Genomic DNA, 15,292 nt, shown 5'->3' with positions numbered 1-15,292 from the left:
CTGCCGGGAAGGCCTCACTTCAGGAGGGAGGCGATGATCACGAGCAGGAAGAAGGAGATGCCGGCATAGGTGTCGAGCCAGCCGAGGGCGTTCCCCCAGGCCGCCCTCCTCCTGCCCGTCTTCTCGAGCACGAAGTTGAGGTTCAGGTGCTGGGTGGCCCTCTGGCTCTCCTGCACGGCCTTCCTGCCCAGCACGAGGCTCGGCAGGGCGATCAGCAGCATGAGGGGGACCGTGGCCATCACGATGCCCTGCCCTATAGTGTTCCCGATCGAATCTATGGACTTGGTGAGGACCTCCAGCATGCTGGTGATCGAAAGGGCGCCCCCGGCCACGGCGAAGGGCGCGGCCGTGATGGAGAGGAACACGAGCAGCGGCAGCAGGCCCAGGAGGCCGTAGCGGAGCCCGGCGTTGGCATGTGCGGTGATCCCGGTTCCCAGCTCGCCCGTCACCGCGGCCTCGAGCACGAGAGCCTGGCCGCACTGGGAGCAGAAGAGGCCGGTGTGGAGGTTCGCCGCCGAGCAGTTCCTGCAGATCCTGAGGTATCTCGAACGGTCGGGGAAGAGCTCGGGGTCGATCCTGATCTCCATCACCTGACGGTTCCTGTCGCGCACCAGCATGCCGGGGTTCTCGGGCAGCTTCAGGTCGAGGTTCGAGGAATCGACGGGGATGACGGCCGTATCGTCGCCGTCGGCCACCGTGAGGGAGATCCCCTCCCCCTCGTCGATGGGGATGAGGTCCGAGGCCTCCCTGCCGGAGAGGGCATCCTCGGGGAGGTCCGGCGGCTCCTCCATGCCGGGTCCGAGGATCAGGTCGCTGAAGGCCCCCTTCACCGAATCGACCTTCTGCTGGAGCTTCTGCTTCTGTTCGGCCCTGCGCCTGGCCGCCTCCTCGTCCTTGATGAACCGGTCCCACTGGGCCACCGCATCGCCACGGATGGCGGACGCACCCTGTACGGCGTACATGGAGACGAGGCCGAGGATCTCGTCGATCCTGTCGGCGGGTGCGGTCAGCCTGAGCTGGGTCGCGTACTCTACCTCCTGCACCGTGGCCTTGATCTCGCGCCTGACGTACTCCCTCTGCCCGACCCTGAACCTGCCGAGGCTCGCGATCGCGACCCCGTCCTGCTCGCTGTACTGATGGAGCCTGGCGCCCGCCCTCGACAGGGCGAAGAGGACGCACCGCATCAGGACCGTGCTCGGCACCGGATAGGGCTGGACGCGGGTCACCTGCAAGGCTCACCTCCGTGCATGTCCGGACATCGCCCGGCGCGGCGGGATGTAATCCGCACGCCGTGCCTCCTATATGATAACGGCGCGGACCACGAGGCGCCTCCGCCCCGGGTCGAGGACGGCGAGCACGTACGAACCCGGCGAATCCCGCCTGTACATGAAGAGTCCCGCCTCGGACCCAGAGATCTCGGCTGCAGCCTCGGCGAATCCGTGGAGGCTCATCCCGGCTGCGTCGACGGAATCCGGGATCGACGCGTCGCCACTGGTGACGGGCCCGTAGCCGAGGGCCATGGCCTGATCCCTGAGCGACGAGAATCCTGCCGGCTCGAACTCGAGTACGGCTTCGGCGAAGAGGTCCTCGCAGTCTGCGCCGTACGAGCTGTCAGTGAAGGACACGACGGTCGCCCCGTCGGGGATCTCGAGCCCGCTCACCTGTTCCGCGAAACCCTCCGGAGACCTCCCGCAGCCCGCCAGCAGAAGGACGCAGACGGCAACGACCGGGAACGGATGCTTCACAGCCACCTCCCATCGGGAGTCATGCCCCAGGCCACGCGGGTACTATCATGCCGGGTCCCGCCCTCCGGAACCACCGCCCGGCCGGTGCCTGGTTTCAGATGCTTCAGATGCATTCGTATCTCTATGATCCACAACGATATGATAGTGCGGCAGAGAATTATTCCTGTTTGTTATTGACATGAACTTGCGTGAGCATGAATCACGTCGGATCTGGTGCAGCGTTCCGATGGCAGGAGAAAGTTAAAGGAGTTAAAAGCGTTCTGGGGGGGTGCGTTCTGGGGGGTGGAGTCAGGCCGACAGCAGGAAGGCGGCGAGGATCATCCCCGAATCGGCTGCGGCGTGGGAAAGGGCAGGTACCGCCAGACCGCCTGTCCTTCTCGAGATGGCCTTCCAGGTCAGCGACGACACGAACAGCACCGCGAGGCAGACAGCTGTCCAGACCGGCTTCATGAGAGTGGACAGGACCAGACCGTGATATCCCGCGAACATGGCGGAAGCAGGCACGGCCAGCCCCGGCAGATCGCGAAGACGACCCCAGTGCGCCTGTTCGAGAACCGGGTGCACCAGCCCGTAGTAGGGAACCATCAGGGCGAGGGCCCATCCCGAAAGGCCGTGAGCCGAAAGCCATTGATCTACGGGGACCCTGACCATCGAGGGGAGAAGGAGCCATGTCAGCGGCCCGGCGAGAAGGCAGGGCAGGGCGGAAGCGAGTGCCAGACGAATGTTCAGGCCCTTCGACACTTCCCGCATGTGCCGGCCTGACATCACCAGGATGAGGGCATGGTAGAAGAGGATCGTGCCCCAGGCGCTCTCGAGCCGGAGCCAGAATACGCCGACTGCGATCCAGGGCGCCAGCAGGCCGGCCATGACGGATGCCGTCCGTCTGGAGCCGTGTCCGCCGTCAGGATACTTCATATGGCCATGCAGTCAGTACGGGATGGAACGGACGGAGTCACTGCGGGACCTTATGGCCGCGAGTCTGGAGCGGCTGCAGAAGAGCCTCACCAGCAGGAACCCGGCAGCGAATCCTCCTGCATGCGCCCATACCGCCACTCCTCCGACCCCCGGCGCCATGAGGCCGGAGGCGAGCTGGAGCAGGAACCAGTATCCCAGCATGAACAGGGCCGGCACCGGGATCACCCTGATGAAGAAGCCCAGGAATACGAGCATCTGGACTCTCACCCTCGGATAGAGCCGCAGGTAGGCTCCCATGATTCCGCCGATCGCTCCGGAGGCTCCCACCATCGGGATGGTGCTGCCGGGATCGGATGCGATCTGGGCCGCGACGGCCGCAAGCCCGCAGAGGATGTAGAAGACTGCGAAACGGACGGGGCCCATCGCGTCCTCGACGTTGTCGCCGAACACGAGGAGGAACCACATGTTGCCGATGATGTGCATCCAGTCGGCATGCATGAACATCGACGTCACCGCGGTGCGCCAGTCGGGGATGCCGTCGAGGATGGCCAGCAGGGTCTTGCCGTCCATGATCCGCATCCCCGGGGTCACCCTACCGAGCAGTTCGCCGGGGATGGCTCCGAACCGCCATATCGACTGAGAGAGATGAGGATCCGCACCCAGATGCTGCACGAACACCCACACGGCCGCGTTCACGGCCACTATCAGGAACGTGACGAGCGAAGCTCTGACGGTCGGATTCTCATCACGGAGAGGGAACAATCATACCTCCGGGGGTCGAGGCGGATCGGTCCTGCCGCAATGGTGTCAGTCGCCCAGGATGACGACCTTCTCGGAGTATTCGGCACCCGCCGAAACGGCCTCGAAGAAATAGACGCCGGAAGGCAGACCGTCCAGATCGACTGCGCACATGCCCCCCGGAGAGGCTGCCGTCCGGACCCTGCGCCCCGACATGTCGACCAGCCTGCATGACCAGGCGGCGTCCGGGAGGATGAACCCGAGCGTGCCGCGGCATGGGTTCGAGATTATCGACAGGGATCCGGAGCCCGGGCCATCCGGTGCCGAAAGGCCGCCCGGCGTGAGGAGCGCCGCGAGGTGGAGAGGGACGGAGGTCTGGTCCTGCAGACAGGCCATCACGGTCTGCGACTGGCTCCCGCCCAGCGGCGGGATCACGCTGACGCCGTAGACGCGTTCGCCGTAGGTCTGCTGCCAGAGCTCGGCTCCGTCCACGCCATCGACGAGGGCGACCCGGTAGCCATTGACGCTTCCCGCAGCGATGCAGGCCGCATACAGGTCACCCATCCGGATGGAATCGGCCCAGGTGGCGCTCCAGGTGTTGGAACCGGACGGATACGTCCACCGGGTCGATCCATCCTCGCCGTCGAGGCATCTGACGCCAGCGTTGTCAGCCGCCAGGGCGACCTCGCCGGTGCCGCCGCCGTCCAGATCGGGGCCTCCCTCGATATCCAGCAGCATCCCGCCCGGTGAGACCGACCAGAGCGGATTGCCCGACTGGTCGAGACAGACCGCCTTCCCGTCGAAAGTCGAGGCGAGGATCGCGGGAAAGGTGTCGTCCCTGTCGGACGTACCCACGCACATCACGTCACCGTCGACGTCCGCGGACCAGAGCGGGGAGCCGGCCGCTCCTGACAGCAGCCACACCTGCTGGAGGGCGAGGGAGTTGCCGCCCACACCGGCGACGACCTCCTGAACTCCGTCGCCATCGACGTCAGGGAAGGGGCAGACGTCCTCGACGGCGTCGAGGAAGCCGGACGCCGTCCATAACGTGTCTCCCAGAGCCCCGTCGATGCACACCACGGTTCCGTCGTGATCGTTCGAATTGCCACCGAAAGAGCCCACCGCCTCGGGTCTCCCGTCGCTGGTGAGGTCATCCAGAGCACAAGCGCCGTATCCCCATCCATGGTTGGGTCCGTACAGGTAGCAGCTCCACTGCCAGATGACGTCACCGGATGCTCCCGAAACGGCGATGAGGCACCTGCCCGGGGGGTCGTATCCTCCCGGCGTGCAGACGAGGACGTCATGGATGCCGTCTCCGTCGAGATCACCGGCGACGGCGAGGCCTTCGTCCTGATAGACCCCCTGGCACTCGTCGGACGTCCAGATGACCGAGCCGTCGGCTCCGGACAGCGCCTGGAGAGTGGGCTCCTCATCGGAGTAGTAGAGGCCGGCGACGGCATCCGGCACTCCGTCGGCATCGAGATCGCCCGGGCATACGCAGGCGTACACCCCGCCGTTCCCCACGGCGGACCAGAGCGTTTCAGGCTCCAATGCGGCACATGCAGCGAGCAGCAGCATCATGCTGAACCTCCGGGCGCCGGTCTGCCGAGGATCTCCCTGAGCTTGCGGCCGAGCTGATCGCGGGTGAAGGGTTTTGCGAGGAAGTCGACCGAGTCGTCGAGGATGCCCCTGTGGACGATCACATTCGACGTGTATCCCGACATGTAGAGACACTTCATCCCGGGGTTGGCCTTCCCGACAAGGTCGACGAACTCGCGCACGTTCATGCCCGGCATCACCACGTCCGTCACGAGGACATCCACCCGTTCGCCGGATGCGGCCATCAGCTCCAGGGCCCGCTCGGGGCATTCGGCCGAGATGACCCTGTATCCGAGCCTCACCAGGAAGGCGTCGACCGTCGCCCTTACCGATGCCTCGTCCTCGACGAGCAGCACGGTCTCCTTCCCGGTGCGGAGCTCGGCGGGCGATTCGGTCCGGTGCCTCTCGGGGCTGCCATCGCACGCGGGGAAGCCCACCCTGAAGGTGCTTCCCTGGCCGGGTTCGGAGTAGACACCGATATAACCCTCGTTCTGTTTGACGATGCCGTGCACCGTAGCCAAGCCGAGCCCCGCCCCCTTGCCCACATCCTTGGTGGTGAAGAAGGGTTCGAATATGTGCGCAACCGTCTCGGCATTCATCCCGCAGCCGTTGTCGGATACGATGATCATCGCGTAGATGCCGGGCTTCACGTCGAGGCGGCTCCGGCAGTAGTCTTCGTCGAGCTCGGTACGGGCGGTCTCGATGGTCAGGACGCCGGGGCCCTCGAATGCGTCGCGCGCGTTGAGCGCCAGGTTGACCAGGAGCTGGTCGAGCTGGGCTGGATCGATCATCACGGGGGGGACCCCCGCTCCCGGGAGCCAGTGCAGGTCGACATCCTCTCCGATGAGCCTGCCGAGCATCTTCATCATGCTCGCGATCGCGTCGTTGACGTCCGTCACGCGGGGCGACACGGGCTGCCTCCGGGCGAAGGCCAGGAGATGCTTGACGAGTTCGATGGACCGGTCGGTGATGTTGACGATTTCGTCGATCCATTCGCGCAGCGGGTTCCCCGGCGCCGTGCTCTCCCTGCAGAGCTCGGCATAGTTGAGGATACCCATCAGCAGATTGTTGAAGTCGTGAGCCACCCCGCCGGCCAGACGCCCCACGGCTTCGAGCTTCTGGGCCTGTTCGAGCTGCGTCCGGAGCCTCTCGGTCTCGAGGCCGAGCCGCTCGGACTCGGTGATGTCCCTGGTGATGTACCACCGGTATCCCTGCCCTCCACCCACACCTGGCGCCGAATAGGCCCTGACCTCCACGAGCAGCGGGGTGCCGTCCTTCCTGAGCAGTCTCATGGCATAGAAGCCGGGCTGGGATCCCCCTCCGCCTGCCTGAGGCTCAGCCGGCATTCCCTCATCCCGGGAGGTTGTCGCGGCCAGGGTGTCGACTGCGCCTGCGAGTTCGCCGGGCGTGTAACCCAGCATTTCGCAGTAGGCGGGATTGGCCTCGATGATCAGCCCGCCGGGGCTGGCCATGACCATGCCGTCCCTGCTGCCCTCGAAGATCTCGCGGTAGCGTCTCTGGCTCTCCTTCAGGGCGTCCTCCGTACCCCTGCGCTCGACCAGATCGAGGATCACGGAGGCGAAGTACTCGAGGATCTGCATCCTGCGAGGGAAGAGGATCTGCGGGATTCCGGAGGCGGCGAGTACCGCGGCTGTCGCGCCATCCCGCGAGACCGGCACTGCTGCAGCCATGGTCTGCCCTTCGGAGATCGGCGAGGAGGCAGGTGCCCCGTCCCTGATACACCTCTGGAAGACATCCTCCAGCACCGTTCCCGGCCGTGGGGGACAGGAGGAATCGCCGGCTCCGATCACGCGGAAGAATCCCTCCTCCGCTCCGACCAGCGACAGCACCAGCCCGGCCGCAGAAGCCAGGAACTCACCCGGCGGGAGCTCGGCGATACGGCGGGTGAGCTCGAGCCTGATCTCGACCATGCCCCTGCCCAGCCGCTCCTCGGTTCTGTCGCGGAACACGAGTACGACGCCGGTGAGCTTCATGCCCGAGTCGAAGATAGGTGAGACGGAATGCTCGATCGGGGTACGCCTGCCGTCGCGCGAGACCAGGATGCTGTCCGACGGGCGCGTGCCGCTCCCGCCGGCCAGGACCCCGGCGACGGGGTCGGCTGCCGGTTCGCCGGTTCCGGGATCGACGATCCTGAAGACATCGGCGACCGGCCGGCCGAAGGCCTCCGTGCCGTGCCAGCCCGTGAGCTCCTCGGCCACGGGATTGATCAGGTCGACCCTTCCGTCGAGATCCGTCGAGACCACCGCGTCGTCGACCGCGCGAAGCGTTATGCCGTGCCGGTCCTGCGAGGCCCTGAGACGCGACTCGGAACGATAGAGTTCCTCGAAGTGGCGCTTCTTCTCGCGCTGCCAGAGGAACAGCCCCCCCAGACAGATCGCGAACGCCGACACGACGAACAGCCCCATGAGGAGCCCGAACCTTGCGCGGAGGCCGCCTGTGGCTGCCGGCTCGTCCATCATCGCGATCAGGATCCAGGGGGAGCCCTGCACCGGCGCGGCCGCGGCGAGCACCCTTCCGCCATGATAGGCCGTTCCCGACAGGCAGACCCGGGCGCCGGAGGCAGCCTGTGCCTCCACCTGCCCGACATCGGACAGGGGGATTCGCAGTTCGAGGGCCGGGAATCCCGAGTGCGCGGGTTCGTTGAGATACACGACATCGTCGCCCCGCACCTCTATGAGGGCGACCTCGACGGCGTCACCGATGGAAGGCCCGGGCCTGAGGATCGGCTCGAGGAAGGAGGATGCATCGCTGACCAGGACGAGGTACGTCGGGGGGACCCGTATCCGGCCGTCTTCATCGGAGAGACGTGCGATCACCGACATGTGCGGCACGGAGTCGCCTCCGTGCAGGTGCATGTCCACGAAGGACGGGGTGAGCGTGTCGAGAGCCGTAGTGACGAGATCTCGGGACAGGCCGCCGGTGAAGAGCGGAGGATCCGATCCCGAGACGAGCAGCGCTCCTGAGGAATCCACCAGCATGACGTCGAGATAGCTGTGCTCGAGCATGGTCTGGCGGAAGATCGATTCCAGCAGGGAAGCCGAGGGTGCCGACCGTGATTCGAGATAGTCGGAGACGGCGGGAGTCAGCAGAGGATCGGTCGATATCATGCCGGCGTCGGTGATCTGGTCGAGGCGCCAGATACCGACCTGCCCGGAGGAGAATCCGGCGATGGATTCGAGTTCGCTCCAGGCGTTCCTCCTGGCCTGCCTGCGCTCGGTGTCGAGGATCAGCGCACCGGCCGCGGCGAGTAGGAGAAGCGCGCCGGACATCCATGCGACCGTGGTGCGTGCGGATGGTTCCTTCATTGCGGGGACGGGGTTCCGGCCTTCGGCCGGCGGGATGGGATCACACCGAAGGATGGCTCTCGCCAGTATCCCGGAAGAGCTGCCGTGGCACACCCCCTGGGAAGATTGCATTAACAGTCTACTCCAAGCGGTGTCCTCCGGTCAAGACGACCCGGCCCGGCCGGATGCGGCCGTCAGGGAATGGCTCCGGGCGGCCTGGGGACTGCACGGAACGGCCTGCCCAGCATGAACGACACCCACTCCCCGAGAGCGAGGACGGGGTCGCCGGCCTGCGGGCCGCATCCGGCCGTCGCGAATATCCACTCACCAGTCAGCTTCGGATCGAAGGCGGCGCACTCCGAGGGCAGCGTTCCGGGCGCGATCAGCCGCTGCTGGAACGCCTGCATGCGCCACTCGAACTCGAAATGCCGCCAGCGCGTTCCACAGGCGGTGCAGACAGCGTCATCCCCCTGCATGTAGGATGGGGCTGCCGGCGGTTCCCGCCTGAACAGAGGCAGATCGAGCGCATCGGCTACCAGGCGGTTCTGGATCTCGTCCATCCAGCCCGGCCCGTGCTCCTTCCCCGCCCAGAACCTGAACTGTGGCCACCCGCACAGGCAGGGATGCCCCGACAGGTACTCCCCCAGCACCTCGCGCACTGCTGCACGGGTTTCGTCCGGCAGATCCCGGGAAGTCACGGCGCCTTGCCGGGTGCCGGCGTTTCAGCGGGTGAGCCAGCCGCTCCGGACATAGTCGCGGATTCCGTCCTCGATGCCGAATGCCGCCTTGAATCCGATCCTCCTGGCTGCTTCGGCCGTTTCGCAGGTCGTGTCGGACTGGTAGTTCCCGCCGAATGGATTGGGGAAGTACTCCGGCCTCCTGTCGAGACCCAGCTCGGTGTTGAGGATGTCCACCAGGGTGTTGAACGTGGTCGCGCGCCCCGATGCGCAGTTCACGACGCAGCTCTCTCCGGCCCGGGAGGCGAGCAGGTTCGCCCGTACGACATCCTTCACATAGATGTAGTCGCGCTTCTGTTCGCCGAACTCGAACAGGCGGGGGTTCCCCGACAGCATCTGCCGCGCTAGCTGGTGGATCATCGTGGCGCGCGATCCCTTGTGGTTCTCGCGCGGGCCGTAGACGTTGCAGTACCGCAGACCAACGATGACAAGGCCGGGGATGGACGCCGCAAGGGATGCCGCATGCTCCTCGAGAGCCTTCTTCGACTCGGCGTAGGGGGTGTTGAGGTCGAAGGGGCCCTCCTCACGGAAAGGAGCGGCATTCCTGCCGTAGACCGCGGTGGAGGAGGCGTATACGATCCTCCTGCAGCCCCTCTCGACGACATGTCTGAAGAGGGCGGCGGAGGATTCCAGGTTCGCCCTGAACATCTCGGCCCTGTCCATGTTCCTCGTGTTGTTGAGGGCTGCCTGGTGGAACACGGCGTCCACTTCACCGATCGCATCCCAGTCGATGCCCAGGAACCCCGGATTGAGACACTTGCCGGTGAAGCCCGGGAGCTGCTGCTCGGCTTCGTTTCCGGTGATGACGACGTCGTGGCCCGAAGCAATGAGTTCCAGCGCCAGGTTCGAACCCACGAGCCCGGTCCCGCCGGTCACCAGACATCTCATCTCTGCTCCACCTCCGGCATGCCCCCGCCCCTGCCGGCGGAGAGGCACGCACGTTCCGGGCACGGCCCGGACTCGCGTCAGAAGAAGATCTTTGCCAGCTTGAGCGCGCCCTGCGCCCAGGGGGTCCGGTGGGTGAGGCCCGGCCTCTTCCCGAACCGGCTGCAGTTCTCGAGGTACCACCTGTAGTTCCTCAGGAGGGCGTCGACATTGGAGTACCTGGGCGCGAATCCGAGTCTGTCGACGGCCTTCTGGATCGACACGAAGGACTCCTTGTCGACCGTCTCGTAGATCCACTTGTAAAGAGGAGAGAGGTGCAGCGACTCCAGGAGCCTCAGCATGAGCACGGCGGGCTTCACCGGGATGGAGGATATCCGCCGCCCGTGCCCGGCGAAATCGAGCACCGCCTGGAAGTCGGAGCGCGGTGTGCCGTAGACTGCGGCTCCGACGTTGAAAGTGTCGTTCGCGAGGTCGTCGGGCAGCGTAGAGCAGAGCCAGATGACATCGCAGAGATCCTCCACGTCGAGGAACTGATAGGGGTTGTTCCCGCTGCCGAGCACGGGGAAGCCGTGCCCCTCCCTGGCCCACTCGTAAAGGAGTGCGAAGACCCCGAGGCGCTCGGGGCCGATGAAGGACTTGGGCCTGAGGATGGGCACGGTGACGCCGTTCCCGCGGAACTCCTCGCACACCTTCTCGGCCGCGACCTTCGCCTCGCCGTACGGGCCGACGCCGAACAGCCTGTCGGTCTCGAAGAGCGGATGATGGTCGGGTATTCCGTAGACGGCGGTGGTCGAGATATGGACGATCCGCTTCACGCCGGCCTTCACCGACTCCTCCATCACGATCCGGGTGCCCTCGATGTCGGTGCTGTAGATGTCCTCGGGCTTGTACAGAGGAAGCGCCGCCGCGGCGTGCACGACCACATCGGCGCCTTCGAGGGATCCAACCACGTCCTCGCGGATGCGGATGTCACCCTGGATCGCTCTTATCCTGTCCCTGCAGTCTTCATAGTCGAACTCGACGAGGTCCAGGACCGTGACATCCTGTCCCCTGGCGAGCAGGTAGCGAACCAGGTTGATCCCGAGAAAACCGGATCCTCCCGTGATGAGGAATCTCTTGCCCACTTCCACCGATCCTTCCGTTGCCCGGAATGCCGGAACCACTGCCCTAATATGCCGACATCGGCGACCTGAGGGGTCGGGGGCGACCGGATCCAACCATGAGAGAGCGCCTGGACTCCGGATGCGGCCGTGCCGACAGGCTAGTGAAGCCCCTGCGATCTCCTGACATCCCAGGCCCTGCCTGCATCCTGCCCGGTCTCCCAGTACCTGTTGTCCGGCATCGTGAGCGTGAAGGGCCTGATCCTGGTGATGTCGGGCCTGCCGTCCGGGCAGCAGGACGGATCGGCATAGGCCCCGACGATCTCCCCGATGAAGATGTCGTTGGTCGGCAGCTCGACAGTCTGCACCAGCCTGCACTCCATGTTCACGGAGCACTCCACGGCCATCGGAGCGCCGGTCTCCTCGCCCGTGACGACGGTGAACAGCTTCGACTTGTCCGTGCTGCTGCCGCTGATGATCCCGCAGTAGTCCACCCTGTCGATGATCGAGACGGGCGGGACGCCTACGCTGAAAGCCCTTGAGGAGCGGATCCCTCTGTTCGTGAAGTGCCCCCTGTTGATGGCCACGGCGATCATCGGAGGCTTGTAGTTGACCCTGGAGACCCAGGCCACCGGCATGAAGTTGGCCCTCCCCCCCGTTTCCGCGCCCACGAGAACCATGGGCATGGGATACGGGAAGGCGTTCCTGTCGATTCTGATCTGTCCCATCTAAACCCTCCGGCTGGTCAGATGTGTTGCAGCCTGCTCTTCCGCTCCTCCGTGAACTCCCACCAAGGACGCGGATCGCCGCCGTCCATGAAGCGCGTTATCGAAACGAAGAGGTCGATCACGCAGGGGTCGAGCCTGGACCCGGTGCGCCTGCAGAGTTCGTCGTACATGGCATACGGATCGCGGCCCGCCACCTGGGCAGGTTCGGTGATCCCGAGGAGCTCGAGGTCGGCGGCCATGGCCGGCCCGACGTTGGGCAGGTCGGTCAGGCATGTCATCCGTTTCCGATCGACTTTCGACGGGTTCATGCGCACTCCCTCCCCCGGCCGGACGGCTGATCGTCCGACGGGCCGTCCTATGCCCCGAGCCCCCTGAAGTAGACCGTTCCGTTCTCCCTGTCCACCACGAGCCAGTGCGTCCCGGAGCTTGTCCAGGAGTTCTCGACCTCGTCGATGTAGCAGTCCTTGTCGTAGATCGACCCGGGGGCCCATGGCGGGTCGAACCGGTCGTATCCGGGCGGCAGGTCGAACTCGTCCTCGATGTCCGACCAGTAGACCTCCCTGTATCCGGTGGCGATCAGGGAGTCGATGCAGACATCCGTCGCCGAGAACCTGAGATAGAGGCTGTAGCCCTGCCATGTGTCTCCGACTCCCTGCAGGTCGCTCACTCCGCCGACGACCGGGGACATCAGTACCGCCTCGAAAATCTCGCGCGGAGTATTCGTCGATGTGGGGCCGGAGCCCCCGCAGCCCGCCGCGGTGGTCAGTGCAACCGCTGAGAAGATGCCCATCGTCGTATGGCCTGCCGTCACAACCACCTCCCGACCTTCCTCCGATACTCCGAGTATGCGCTTCCGAAGCCTGAAAGGAGGCGCTCCTCCTCGCGCGGCACCACGATCCGGTCGATCAGGAGCATCACCGGGACCAGTAGAACGAGGGCAGCCGGGCTCCCGGCGGCCATGGCTATGCCGGCATAGATCGTCGCCGATCCGACATAGGCCGGATTCCTGGATCTGGAGTAGATCCCGGAAGTCACCAGGGCCTCCGCCCTGCGCGACGGATCGAACGGGGTGCCGGCGCGGCGGAGAGCAGTCGCAGCGGAAGCCAGGGTCACCGATCCGGCAGTGATGAGGATGATCCCGCAACCCGCGGAGATCCGCACATCCAGCGGGATGCTCAGATGGAGGAGCAGATCCGCCGAGAACCCGAGCAGCAGCCCGGCCAGGAACAGGATACCCGGCTGCACTCTTCCCCCGGTCAAGCCGGCTTCTCCGCATCGTCCCCGGAACGGCCGGATAGCTTTCCCCTCCCCGCGGCACCGCGTGCGGCTCGATACTCCTTCAGCCCATTCACTAACGAAGCACCGGCACAGAACGAGCCGGCCACGAGGCCCAGCAGGGGCGCAGTGCGAACCGACCCCCCGAGCGAGGACGCCGAGATGACGACTGCGGCCAGACCGCTTACCGCCGCGACGAGGTCCATGACCAATCTCCTCCTGGCCCTGTCCATCAGCCACCCTCCCGGAAGCACATGAACGGGAACGAATCAGGCGTCCGGATTCTCCGGCCGAGCGCCTGAGAATGATCAGTCGCCGACAACTCCAGCCCCTCGGATCAGCTCGAGGTTCAGCCTCTTCTTCATGAACGCTCCTGTCAGGGCATCCCGTTCGGTCTGCGAGCAGCAGGATGCAATCCTGGCCGCAAGCTCTTCCGATGCCTCGAACACCGCTTCCAGACGGCCGCAGGGGAACCCGCCGCATCGACCGCAGTCCGGGATGCCTCTGGAGAATGCGCAGTCCCTGACGAGAGGCCAGGCACAACGGCTAGACGAGCGGCAGCCCCGGCAGGCCATGTCCTCCACCGGGAAGCCGGTCTCTCTGAGACCGATCCGCACCCAGAGATCCCTCACCTTCTCCAGAGCCGCCGGATCTCCCGAAGCCGTGGCGAGGAACCTGGGGCAGGCTCCGCAGTCGTCGCCGCAGACGCCGATCATAGGGCCGTGCGGGATCGGATGCCGGACAAGGCACCCTCCGGCAGGACGCGAACCGGCTCTGGAACGGAGCGACGCAGGCCCACGGGGTCTCAGGTCTTCGATGCAGGCTTGGAGGTCCGGGGCTTCTTCGCGAGCCAGAAGATGAAGAGCCCGACGGAAATGAACACGATCGCGATCGGAAACGCCACCCTGACGGAATCGATCGCGGCACCGGACGCTCTCCCGCCTGAGACGGTCTTCAGAAGCCATTCGGCCATGGCCGGCGAGAAGCCGACGAGGGCGATCCAGGCCGCGAAGAGGGCTATCAGCACGGGGCACGGCCAGAGCTTCGGCTGCGAAACCTCCATTCCGGCACCCTTCGCCATGGCATCCACGGCGTCCTTCGCCTCCTTGAGGGAGGCGCCGGTGCTCTCGCGGTAGAGCTTGATGGCCTCGATGTACTCCCCCCCGGCAATCATCGTCCTGACGCGTTCGAGGTTCTCGGAGGTGATGAGGTTGGGCCCGCTGCCGCCGGGTTCGTCCTCACGGATCGTCAACTCTGTTCCGCAGTAACCGCATGTGATCCGGCCCGTTCCGGATACGGTCTGGAGGCTGCTCCCGCAGTTCGGGCACCTGTTCGTCTCGACAACCATCAAGTCCCTCCCGGACTGCCGGATCGACATCCGATGGAATTACCCGTCCGAACATGCTCATGGGCCGTCGCACGGTAAACGGCGGCAGCCACCTGCGGGTCTGCTCAGATGAGGATCCAGGGACGGTCGGCCCCGCAGGCTTCGACCGTGACGGAATCGATCCTCCTGACTCCCGGCAGCGCCTCCCTCCCGTCGGCGGCCTCGGGGCTGACGAACCTTGCCCTCACGGTGAACGGAGGCGAAGGGGCGAATGGCCGTGCCGAGCCGATGGAATGCATCGCGCGTTCCACGCCTTCTCGTATGGCCTGCCGGGCTCCGGCTGGAGACATCGATACGGCGGGAGCCTGACGGAGCCCTCTGGGTTCACCGCCCAGCCCCTCCTTCACGGCGACGGTCACCGACCACGGCGCCAGCTTCGAGGCTTCGGAGGCAGCGGCCCTGTCGCCTGCGAGGAAGACGAACGGGACCCCGTGGAGTCCAGCTGCGTAGCTGTTCATCCAGATCTCCCCGACGGGCTCCCCGTCGACCCAGTAGCCCTCGAGCCCACCGTGGAACGAGTGCGGCAGGACAGCGCGCGGAGTGCCCGCCATTGCGTGCATGCCGATCTGGAACAGGCCGGCGAATCCGGGATCGAGCCCTTCCGGGCCACCCCTCTCCAGCCCCCATCACGAGCCTGCAGGAAGGATGCAGGAGTTCGGGATCGATCCCCCCGGGAAACCCGCCGTGCCCGTCCCATGCAACGACTTCGTCGACTCCCGCAGCGATCGCACCCTCCGCAAGGGCGTTCAGCTCCAGCGTAGCGAGCCGCCGCGCCTGGCCGAGATAGGGTGCAAACCATCCTGCACGGGCATCCCAGCAGCACTGGAGGCCGTGGTCCACAACCCCGGCAACACCCTCGAGATCGCATGTCACATAGA

The 15,292-nt window shown here is 65.7% G+C and carries 17 protein-coding genes; all 17 read right to left on the bottom strand.

The genetic code is table 11. From position 1 onward, the window contains the following. Positions 1–14: 14 nt before the first annotated feature. The 17 genes from QUS11_00960 to QUS11_00880 all read right to left on the bottom strand — a co-directional run bounded on the left by QUS11_00960 (position 15) and on the right by QUS11_00880 (position 15,034). A complete protein-coding gene (locus tag QUS11_00960; GenBank protein MDM7991865.1) occupies positions 15–1,232 on the bottom strand; it encodes a hypothetical protein in 1,218 nt (405 codons plus the stop codon). A 66-nt stretch (positions 1,233–1,298) separates the two neighbouring features. Next, positions 1,299–1,745: a hypothetical protein gene (locus QUS11_00955; GenBank protein MDM7991864.1), complete on the bottom strand. Its 447-nt coding sequence runs from the start codon at positions 1,743–1,745 to the stop codon at positions 1,299–1,301. A gap of 288 nt (positions 1,746–2,033) precedes the next feature. Further along, positions 2,034–2,660: a hypothetical protein gene (locus QUS11_00950; protein MDM7991863.1), complete on the bottom strand. Its 627-nt coding sequence runs from the start codon at positions 2,658–2,660 to the stop codon at positions 2,034–2,036. A 12-nt stretch (positions 2,661–2,672) separates the two neighbouring features. Continuing rightward, a complete protein-coding gene (locus QUS11_00945; protein ID MDM7991862.1) occupies positions 2,673–3,422 on the bottom strand; it encodes a rhomboid family intramembrane serine protease in 750 nt (249 codons plus the stop codon). A 45-nt stretch (positions 3,423–3,467) separates the two neighbouring features. Further along, on the bottom strand, positions 3,468–4,979 hold the full coding sequence (locus QUS11_00940; protein ID MDM7991861.1) for a PQQ-binding-like beta-propeller repeat protein: 1,512 nt from the start codon (positions 4,977–4,979) through the stop codon (positions 3,468–3,470). Then, positions 4,976–8,287: a PAS domain S-box protein gene (locus QUS11_00935; GenBank protein MDM7991860.1), complete on the bottom strand. Its 3,312-nt coding sequence runs from the start codon at positions 8,285–8,287 to the stop codon at positions 4,976–4,978. Before QUS11_00935 ends, QUS11_00940 begins: the two co-directional genes overlap by 4 nt. A 209-nt stretch (positions 8,288–8,496) precedes the next feature. After that, positions 8,497–8,961, bottom strand: coding sequence for a hypothetical protein (locus tag QUS11_00930; protein MDM7991859.1), 465 nt, complete (start codon positions 8,959–8,961; stop codon positions 8,497–8,499). 63 nt (positions 8,962–9,024) lie between these two features. Further along, positions 9,025–9,927 (bottom strand): NAD-dependent epimerase/dehydratase family protein, encoded by a 903-nt coding sequence (locus QUS11_00925; protein ID MDM7991858.1) that lies wholly within the window; start codon positions 9,925–9,927, stop codon positions 9,025–9,027. Between the two features lie 77 nt (positions 9,928–10,004). After that, positions 10,005–11,054: an NAD(P)-dependent oxidoreductase gene (locus QUS11_00920; GenBank protein MDM7991857.1), complete on the bottom strand. Its 1,050-nt coding sequence runs from the start codon at positions 11,052–11,054 to the stop codon at positions 10,005–10,007. A 131-nt stretch (positions 11,055–11,185) separates the two neighbouring features. Then, positions 11,186–11,752, bottom strand: coding sequence for a flavin reductase family protein (locus QUS11_00915; GenBank protein ID MDM7991856.1), 567 nt, complete (start codon positions 11,750–11,752; stop codon positions 11,186–11,188). Between the two features lie 17 nt (positions 11,753–11,769). Next, a complete protein-coding gene (locus QUS11_00910) occupies positions 11,770–12,060 on the bottom strand; it encodes a helix-hairpin-helix domain-containing protein (GenBank protein MDM7991855.1) in 291 nt (96 codons plus the stop codon). A 47-nt stretch (positions 12,061–12,107) separates the two neighbouring features. Then, on the bottom strand, positions 12,108–12,569 hold the full coding sequence (locus QUS11_00905; GenBank protein ID MDM7991854.1) for a hypothetical protein: 462 nt from the start codon (positions 12,567–12,569) through the stop codon (positions 12,108–12,110). Continuing rightward, positions 12,560–13,012 carry an isoprenylcysteine carboxylmethyltransferase family protein gene (locus QUS11_00900; GenBank protein MDM7991853.1) on the bottom strand — a complete coding sequence of 151 codons (453 nt, stop codon included), beginning with the start codon at positions 13,010–13,012 and terminating at the stop codon, positions 12,560–12,562. Before QUS11_00900 ends, QUS11_00905 begins: the two co-directional genes overlap by 10 nt. Next, the gene (locus QUS11_00895) at positions 13,009–13,260 is read right to left on the bottom strand and encodes a hypothetical protein (GenBank protein ID MDM7991852.1); all 252 of its coding nucleotides are present in this window, start codon (positions 13,258–13,260) and stop codon (positions 13,009–13,011) included. The genes QUS11_00900 and QUS11_00895 overlap by 4 nt, the downstream gene beginning before the upstream one ends. A 75-nt stretch (positions 13,261–13,335) precedes the next feature. Further along, on the bottom strand, positions 13,336–13,743 hold the full coding sequence (locus QUS11_00890; protein MDM7991851.1) for a DUF3795 domain-containing protein: 408 nt from the start codon (positions 13,741–13,743) through the stop codon (positions 13,336–13,338). 89 nt (positions 13,744–13,832) lie between these two features. Continuing rightward, positions 13,833–14,375, bottom strand: a complete 543-nt coding sequence (locus tag QUS11_00885) for a hypothetical protein (GenBank protein MDM7991850.1) — start codon at positions 14,373–14,375, stop codon at positions 13,833–13,835. A gap of 104 nt (positions 14,376–14,479) precedes the next feature. Continuing rightward, positions 14,480–15,034 carry a M55 family metallopeptidase gene (locus QUS11_00880; protein MDM7991849.1) on the bottom strand — a complete coding sequence of 185 codons (555 nt, stop codon included), beginning with the start codon at positions 15,032–15,034 and terminating at the stop codon, positions 14,480–14,482. Positions 15,035–15,292: the final 258 nt, after the last annotated feature.

It is taken from the genome of Candidatus Fermentibacter sp. (assembly GCA_030373045.1).
Lineage (GTDB): Bacteria > Fermentibacterota > Fermentibacteria > Fermentibacterales > Fermentibacteraceae > Fermentibacter.
This window is presented reverse-complemented; position numbering and strand designations above follow the sequence as displayed.

What these genes read in the sequence shown, in the direction of transcription:
- QUS11_00950 (MDM7991863.1), bottom strand. Translation starts at nt 2,660, where the DNA reads ATGAAGTATCCTGACGGCGGACACGGCTCCAGACGGACGGCATCCGTC.
- QUS11_00940 (MDM7991861.1), bottom strand. Translation starts at nt 4,979, where the DNA reads ATGATGCTGCTGCTCGCTGCATGTGCCGCATTGGAGCCTGAAACGCTC.
- QUS11_00935 (MDM7991860.1), bottom strand. Translation starts at nt 8,287, where the DNA reads ATGTCCGGCGCGCTTCTCCTACTCGCCGCGGCCGGTGCGCTGATCCTC.
- QUS11_00925 (MDM7991858.1), bottom strand. Translation starts at nt 9,927, where the DNA reads ATGAGATGTCTGGTGACCGGCGGGACCGGGCTCGTGGGTTCGAACCTG.
- QUS11_00915 (MDM7991856.1), bottom strand. Translation starts at nt 11,752, where the DNA reads ATGGGACAGATCAGAATCGACAGGAACGCCTTCCCGTATCCCATGCCC.
- QUS11_00910 (MDM7991855.1), bottom strand. Translation starts at nt 12,060, where the DNA reads ATGAACCCGTCGAAAGTCGATCGGAAACGGATGACATGCCTGACCGAC.
- QUS11_00895 (MDM7991852.1), bottom strand. Translation starts at nt 13,260, where the DNA reads ATGGACAGGGCCAGGAGGAGATTGGTCATGGACCTCGTCGCGGCGGTA.
- QUS11_00890 (MDM7991851.1), bottom strand. Translation starts at nt 13,743, where the DNA reads ATGATCGGCGTCTGCGGCGACGACTGCGGAGCCTGCCCCAGGTTCCTC.
- QUS11_00885 (MDM7991850.1), bottom strand. Translation starts at nt 14,375, where the DNA reads ATGGTTGTCGAGACGAACAGGTGCCCGAACTGCGGGAGCAGCCTCCAG.